General features: G+C 73.1%; 8 protein-coding genes. 6 read left to right on the forward strand and 2 right to left on the reverse strand.

All coding sequences use genetic code 11. From position 1 onward, the window contains the following. Both HMPREF3099_RS03185 and HMPREF3099_RS03190 read left to right on the forward strand, forming a co-directional pair. Positions 1-1,188: MFS transporter (locus tag HMPREF3099_RS03185; protein WP_371327505.1), on the forward strand; the 1,188-nt coding region annotated here is incomplete at its 5' end. A gap of 259 nt (positions 1,189-1,447) precedes the next feature. Continuing rightward, positions 1,448-1,789, forward strand: coding sequence for an MGMT family protein (locus tag HMPREF3099_RS03190; protein WP_070703880.1), 342 nt, complete (start codon positions 1,448-1,450; stop codon positions 1,787-1,789). A 4-nt stretch (positions 1,790-1,793) separates the two neighbouring features. Here the strand turns inward: HMPREF3099_RS03190 and HMPREF3099_RS03195 are convergent, their stop codons facing one another. Together HMPREF3099_RS03195 and HMPREF3099_RS03200 are read right to left on the reverse strand one after the other, a co-directional pair. Beyond that, a complete protein-coding gene (locus tag HMPREF3099_RS03195; RefSeq protein WP_083323451.1) occupies positions 1,794-2,957 on the reverse strand; it encodes an MFS transporter in 1,164 nt (387 codons plus the stop codon). A gap of 101 nt (positions 2,958-3,058) precedes the next feature. Continuing rightward, a complete protein-coding gene (locus HMPREF3099_RS03200; RefSeq protein WP_070703884.1) occupies positions 3,059-3,499 on the reverse strand; it encodes a MarR family transcriptional regulator in 441 nt (146 codons plus the stop codon). Between the two features lie 95 nt (positions 3,500-3,594). Here HMPREF3099_RS03200 and hutG point away from each other — a divergent pair, with 95 nt between their 5' ends. From hutG to HMPREF3099_RS03220, 4 genes are all read left to right on the forward strand, one after another. Then, positions 3,595-4,551 (forward strand): formimidoylglutamase, encoded by a 957-nt coding sequence (gene hutG / locus HMPREF3099_RS03205; RefSeq protein WP_070703886.1) that lies wholly within the window; start codon positions 3,595-3,597, stop codon positions 4,549-4,551. A gap of 231 nt (positions 4,552-4,782) precedes the next feature. Beyond that, on the forward strand, positions 4,783-5,346 hold the full coding sequence (ahpC, locus tag HMPREF3099_RS03210; RefSeq protein WP_070703888.1) for an alkyl hydroperoxide reductase subunit C: 564 nt from the start codon (positions 4,783-4,785) through the stop codon (positions 5,344-5,346). Positions 5,347-5,520: 174 nt separating this feature from the next. Continuing rightward, positions 5,521-7,203, forward strand: a complete 1,683-nt coding sequence (ahpF, locus tag HMPREF3099_RS03215; protein WP_070703890.1) for an alkyl hydroperoxide reductase subunit F — start codon at positions 5,521-5,523, stop codon at positions 7,201-7,203. Beyond that, a partial coding sequence (locus tag HMPREF3099_RS03220) for a LysR family transcriptional regulator (protein ID WP_141761960.1) occupies positions 7,200-7,428 on the forward strand: 229 nt, incomplete at its 3' end. The genes ahpF and HMPREF3099_RS03220, both read left to right, overlap by 4 nt.

Consider the following 7,428-nt stretch of genomic DNA (forward strand, 5'->3'; position numbering starts at 1 on the left):
CCCGCCGCCCCCTCCGCCCACCTGCGCACCAGCGCCCGCACGCTCGTGCTCTGGCTCGCGGCGGCCACCTTCGGTATCGGGCTCACGGAGTTCGCCGCCATGACCCTGCTGCCCTTCTACGCGCGGGAGTTCGGCGTCACCGAGCCCCAGGCGTCGCGGGCAGTGAGCGCCTACGCGCTGGGGGTGGTGGTGGGTGCCCCCGTGCTCTCGGTGGTCATGGGCGGCTGGGAGCGTCGCCGCGCGCTGGTGGTGCTGCTGGGCATGTTCGCCACCGGCAACCTGCTGGCCGCCCTCGCCCCCTCGATGCCGTTGCTCGTCGGCGCCCGCTTCCTGGCCGGTCTGCCGCACGGTGCGCTGTTCGGCATCGCCCAGCTGGTGGCGGCCACCGCCATGGGGCGTGAGCGGGCGGCGCAGGCCGTGGCCTGGGTGATGATGGGCCTGACGGTGGCCACCGTGGTGGGCGTGCCCACCGTGAGCGTCATCGGGCAGGCCACCACCTGGCGGCTGCCGTTCGCCCTGGTGGCCGTGGGTGGGCTGCTCCTGGCGGCCGTGCTCTGGCGTCTCGTGCCGCCGGGCGGCGGGCGCTCGGGCGGCACCTCGTTCCACGAGCTCAACGCACTGCGCAACCCGGACGTGCTGCTCACCCTGGCCATGGGCGCCATCGGGTTCGGTGGCATGTTCGCCGTGTACTCGTTCCTCTCGGCCACCCTGCTGGAGAACACCGACGCGCCCGCTTGGGGCATCCCGCTGGTACTCATGGCCTACGGCGTGGGCGGCATCCTGGGCAACCTCGCGGCCGGGCGCACCCCCGCCGGGCGGCTGCTGCCCGTGGCCGGCGCCTTCCAGGCGTTCATCGGGGTGGCCACGTTGGTCTACTCGCTCACGGTGGACCACTGGTGGCTGATGCTGCTCTCGGTGGCCGTGGTGGGCTTCGGCGGCGGGCTCGTGGTGCCGCTGCAGACGCGGCTCATGCACGTGGCCGGTGAGGCGCAGACCATGGCGGCGGCCATGAACCATGCGGCCTTCAACGCGGCCAACGCGCTGGGGCCGGCCGTGGCGGGGGCGGCGCTCGCGGCCGGGTGGGGTTGGCACTCCACCGGGTGGGCCGGGGCTGCGCTGTCCGTCGGGGGCCTGGTGGTGTGGGCCGTGATGATGCTGCGCGATCGCGCCGCCCGCCCCGCGGCCTGAGTCGCTGCGCGACGGTCCCACGGCCCGATCGCGCCGCCCGGCGACGCGTGCCGCCCCGGCCTCACCGCGGCCCGATCGCACCGCCTCATCTGCGCGCACGGGAAACCTCCGGCCGCATGCGAAAGGTGCTGGTCACCCGGGAAACATCCCGTGCGGCCAGCACCTTTCCCGTGCCGGGTGGGTTTTCGCGTGCGGGCGGCCCAGCCCCGGCCCGGTGCCGTCCCGTCGAAGGCGCCCCACCCCGTGGCAGGCTGCCGCCGTGGACGAGCTGCTGGTGGAGAAGGTGCTGCGCTGCGTGGAGCTGGTGCCCGCGGGGCGGGTGGTGGCCTACGGCGAGGTCGGCCGCATCGTGGGGGCCGGGCCCCGACAGGTCGGCGCGGTGATAGCCCACCACGGGCACCTCGTGAGCTGGTGGCGGGTCACCAACTCCGACGGGGACCTCCCGCCGCACCTGCGCCCGCGGGCCGCCGAGCACTGGGCCGACGAGGGCATCGTCTGGAAGCCCAACGGGCTGGGATGCCGCATCGCCGACCACCGCGTGGACCTCGAGGCCCTCGCCGCGGCCTGGCACACCGACACCGCCGACCTGCGAGAGGCCTGACCCGTCAGACGACCGCCGGTTCGTGCCCGCCGATCCACCGCGCCCCGCGGCCGATGAGCCCCGCCGCCACCAGCACCACGACCGCCGCGATGACGAACGGCCAGGCCACGCCGGCCCGCTCGGCCACGAGGGTGGAGACGTACGGGGCCACCACGCCGCCCATCCAGCGCACGCAGTTGTAGCCCGCCGAGGCCACCGGACGCGGGGCGTCGGAGACCTCCATGGCCAGCTCGGTGTAGAGCGTGTTGTTCACGCCCAGGAGGGCGCCGGCGGCCACGGTGCACGCGATGACGACCGCCCGGGAGCCACCGGCTGCGGCCGCGGCCGTCACGCCGAGGTCCGCGGCCAGCAGCACCAGCACCGTGACGAGCGTGCGCGCCGTGCCCCACCGCGCCTGCAGCACCGGGGCCAGGAAGACCGACGTGAGGGCCAGCGCCAAGCCCCACCCGAAGAACACCGCGCCGATCGTGTACGGGCCCGCGTCCAGCACGAACGGCACGAACGCCAGCACCGTGAAGAAGCCGTAGTAGTAGAGCGCCCCGCTGGTGGAGACGATGCGCAGCCCGCCGTGTCCCAGGGCGCGTAGGGGGTCGGACAGCCGCGTGCGCTGCGCCGGGCGAGGCAGGTCGGGCAGCAGCACGAGCAGCGCCACGAAGGCCGCCGTCATCAGCACGGCCGTGCCGAAGAAGGGGGCCCGCCAGTGCCAGCCGCCCAGCACCGCGCCCAGGAGGGGGCCCAGTGAGAGGCCAGCGCCCAGCGCGGCCTCGTAGAGGATGATCGCGACGCTCGACCCACCGCTGGCCACGGCCACGATGACGGCCAGCGCGGTGGCCACGAACAGGGCGTTGCCCAGGCCCCACCCGGCCCGGAAACCCACCAGCTGGTCCACCGTCGAGGAGGTGCCGGACAGGGCGGCGAAGACGGCCACCAGGGCCAGGCCCAGCAGGAGCGTTCGCTTCCCGCCGATGCGGGAGCTCAACCAGCCGGTCACCAGCATCATCACCGCGGTGAGGGCGAAGTAGCTGGTGAACAGCAGCGAGACCTGCGAGTGCGTGGCGTCCAGGTTCTCCGCGATGGCGGGCAGGATCGGGTCCACCAGGCCGATGCCCATGAAGGCGAACACGCTGGCCAGGGCGGTGGCCCACACGGCGGGCGGCTGGCGCAGCATCGAGGTGCGCTCGGCGGCGGCGACCTCCTCGGCGGAGGGGCGGTGGGTGGCTGTGGGCACGGGTCTCCTCTCGGTGGGACGGGTTCCTCGGTGGGCGAGGCTCAGGGGCGCTCGGCCGCGGCGGCCAGCGCCTGCAGGGCGGGTGCCGCGGCGGCCAGTGCCTCCCGCTCGGTGGCGCTGAGGGTGGCCATGGCATCGGCCAGGTAGGCGGCGCGGCGCTCGTCGCTGGCTGCCAGGGCGGCGCGTCCCTCCTCGGTGAGGTGCACGCGCTGCACGCGCTGGTCGGCCTCGTCGCGGGTGCGGGTGACGTACCCGGCATCGGCCAGGCGCCGCACCATCGACGTGGCACTGGGCAGGCGCATGCCCCCGATGCGGGCGAGCTCGCCCATGGTGCGCGGCCCCTCGCGCAGGGCGGTGAGCGCGGTGGATTGGGAGGTGCTGAGTGCCTCGGTGTGGTCGAGGCCGCGCATCATCACCACCACCTCGCGCAGGGCGCCGCGCAGGGCGTGGGCGGTGGCGAGGTCCTTGGGGCCGTGTCGCATGGTAGTGAGGCTATCTCATAGTAAGACTGCCTAAGTACATGGGAGGGTCCTCGCCGGCTGGCGGTCGCCCCGCCCGGTCGCGCCACAATGGCCCCATGACCACCGACGCCTCGCAGTCCTCCGCCCCCGCTCCCTGGACCGGCCGCGACGACGGCCCCGGCCCCGAGCACCGCCGCTGGCACCACGTCGCGGCCGGGGCGACGGACGGCGGCCCGCGCGTGGGCGTGGTCGGCTTCGCCAGTGACGAGGGCGTGCGCCGCAACAAGGGCCGCCAGGGTGCGGCCGAGGCCCCGCCGCTGCTGCGCGGCGCCCTGGCCGGCATGGCCGCCCACAGGCCCTTCGCGCTGACCGACCACGGCGACACCGGCTACGAGGGGCGTGACCTCGAATCCGGTCACGAGGCCGTGGGTACCGCCATCGCCGCCTCGCTCGACGCCGACGACCTCACCGTCGTGCTCGGCGGTGGCCACGAGACCGCGTGGGGCTGCTACCTGGGCCGCGCGCGCTCCCAGCGCTACGGCACCCCCGAGGCGATGGGCCGCACCGCCGTGGTCAACCTGGACGCGCACTTCGACCTGCGCGAGGCCCCCGAGCCCAGCAGCGGCACCCCCTTCCTGCAGATGGCGCAGGCCGAGCAGGGGGCCGGCCGCGGGCTGGACTACACCGTCATCGGCATCGCCGAGTCGAGCAACACCGCCGTCCTGTTCGACGCCGCGCGCTCGCTGGGTGCCACCTGGCTGCTCGACGTGGACTCCACCGAGGAGGCCGCCGTGGCCGCGGTGGACAAGGTGCTCGCCCGCGCGGACCACGTGCACCTGGAGATCGACCTCGACGTGCTGCCCGCCGACATCGCGCCCGGTGTGAGCGCGCCGGCGGCCTACGGCGTGCCGATGCGGGTGTGCAGCGCCGTCGTGCGCCGCCTGGCGGCCTCCGGGAAGCTTCGCGTGGTGGACGTGGCCGAGTACAACCCGTCGGTGGACGTGGACTCGCGCACCGCCAAGGCCGCTGCCCGTCTGGTCACCGACATCGTCCACGCCCTGCCGGGGGAGTGAGCGTGGCTGCCCGTTGACCCCCCCCTCCCGTTGAGTCGTCGACTCTTGGGGCCGATGGGGGGAGTTGACCCCGAGGAGCGACGACTCAACGGGCCGCTGGGGTGGGGTCGGGGGGTGGGGGGGGTATAGGTGTCGACTATGCAAAACCGTCCGACTCATATACAGTGGCTATCGCAGTCGGGAACGTCGGCTGCACCCCCCAGACGTCAACAACGCAACGAGGGAGCACGCATGTCGCTGATCAACACCACCATCAAGCCCTTCCAGGCCACCGGTTTCGTGAACGGTGAGTTCAAGGACTACTCGGACGCCGACATCCAGGGCAAGTGGGCCATCTTCTTCTTCTACCCGGCCGACTTCACCTTCGTGTGCCCCACCGAGCTCGGTGACCTGGCCGACCACTACGAGGAGCTGCAGAAGCTCGGCGTCGAGGTCTTCGGTGTCTCCACCGACACCCACTTCACCCACAAGGCCTGGCACGGCTCCTCCGAGACCGTCGGCAAGGTGACCTACCCGATGCTGGGTGACCCCACCCACCTGCTGGCCAACAACTTCGAGATCCTGCGCCAGGACGAGGGCGTCGCCAACCGCGGCACCTTCCTGGTGGACCCCGACGGCGTCATCCAGTTCACCGAGGTGACCTCCGAGGGCATCGGCCGCAACGCCGCCGAGCTGGTCCGCAAGGTCAAGGCCGCCCAGTACGTGCGCAACAACCCCGGCCAGGTCTGCCCGGCCAAGTGGGAGGAGGGCGCCGAGACCCTGGAGCCCTCGCTGGACCTCGTCGGCAAGATCTGATCGGCGACACCGCCCTCGGCGCCTGACGGCGTCGACCCCTGACCCGACGGCGGTCGGGCCGGCCAGGTGCCGGTCGGCCGCCGTCGGTGCACCCACCACCCGCACCCGATGCGGTGCACCCGCCCCTGCGCCCTCGTCCCCGCCACGCCACGCCACGCACCCCTGGAGGACCCCGTGCTCGAGAAGAACCTCGCCACCCAGCTCCGTCAGCTCCTGGACAACCTGAAGCGTCCGGTCGAGCTGCTCACCACCGTCGAGGCCGATGCCACCGACGCCACCACCCGCGAGACCCTCGAGCTCTGCGCCGAGATCGCGGAGATGTCCGAGCTCGTCACCGCCCGTGAGGCCGAGGGCGACGAGCGCGCACAGCGCACCCCCTCGTTCACCATCCGCGCGGCCGACGACCACGCCGCGGCCGTGACCTTCTCCGGCCTGCCGATGGGGCACGAGTTCACCTCGCTGGTGCTCGCCCTGCTCAACATCGGTGGCCACCCGTCCAAGGCCGCCGCCGCCACCATCGAGCAGGTCCGGAACATCCGCGGCGAGCACCACTTCGAGACCTTCTTCAGCCAGTCCTGCCAGAACTGCCCCGACGTGGTGCAGGCGCTGGACCTCATGGCCACGCTCAACCCGGGCATCACGCACACCGCCATCGACGGCTCGGCCTTCCCCGACGAGGCCGACGAGCGCGGCGTCATGGCCGTGCCCACCGTCTTCCTCGACGGCGAGGACTTCGGCTCCGGCCGCATGACCCTGGAGGAGATCGTCGAGCGCATCGACGACGACGCCGCGCAGGCCGCCGCGGACCGCCTCTCCGAGGCCGACCCCTACGAGGTGCTCGTGCTCGGTGGCGGCCCGGCCGGCGCCACCGCCGCCATCTACGCGGCCCGCAAGGGCATCCGCACCGGCCTGGTGGCCGAGCGCATGGGCGGCCAGGTGAACGACACCATGGCCATCGAGAACCTCTCGGGCACCTCCCACACCGAGGGTCCGCAGCTCTCGGCGGCGCTGGAGCGCCACGTCAACGACTATGACGTGGACCTCGTGAAGTCCCAGGTGGCCACCGGCGTCACCACCGCCCGGGCCGAGGGTGGCTACCACTCCGTGGAGCTCGCCTCCGGCGCCACCCTGCGCACCCGCTCGCTGGTGGTCGCCACGGGTGCCTCCTGGCGCACCATGGGCGTGCCGGGTGAGGAGGAGTACCGCAACAAGGGCGTCACCTTCTGCCCGCACTGCGACGGCCCGCTCTTCAAGGGCAAGCGCGTCGCGGTCATCGGCGGTGGCAACTCCGGCGTGGAGGCCGCGATCGACCTGGCCGGCATCGTGGGCCACGTGACGGTGCTGGAGTTCATGGACTCCATGCGTGCCGACCAGGTGCTGCAGGACAAGTTGCGCTCCCTGCCCAATGTCGACGTCGTGCTCGGCGCGGCCACCCAGGAGGTCGTCGGCGACGGCTCCCGCGTGACCGGCCTGAGGTACGAGCTCCGCGAGACCGGCGAGGCCCAGCAGCTCGATCTCGAGGGCGTGTTCGTGCAGATCGGCCTGGTGCCCAACTCGGCCTTCCTCAAGGACTCCGGCATCGAGCTGACCGACCGCGGTGAGGTCGTCATCGACGAGCGGGGTGCCACCAACGTGCCGGGCGTGTTCGCCGCCGGCGACGTGGCCACCACCCCGTACAAGCAGATCGTCGTGGCCTTCGGCTCGGGCTCCACCGCCTCGCTGAGCGCCTTCGACCACCTCATCCGCACCTCCGCGCCCAGCCAGGGCGACGCGGAGGACACCGCGGCGCGCACCAAGGTGGTCGATGCCGACGCCGAGCCCACCGACGTGGCCGACACCGCGGACGCCTCGTCGTGAACCTGCGCGACCTCGAGTACCTGGTCGCCCTGGGCGACCACGGCAGCTTCGGTCGCGCCGCGGAGGCCTGCGGTGTCAGCCAGCCCACGCTGAGCACGCAGGTCAAGAAGCTGGAGGCGGCCCTGGGCTGCGCGCTCGTGGAGCGTGCGGGCCGCACCACGCGCCTCACCCCGGCCGGCGAGCAGATCGCCGGCCGGGCACGGCGCATGCTCGGGCACGGCGACG

This window comes from Kytococcus sp. HMSC28H12, assembly GCF_001816045.1.
Lineage (GTDB): Bacteria > Actinomycetota > Actinomycetes > Actinomycetales > Dermatophilaceae > Kytococcus > Kytococcus schroeteri.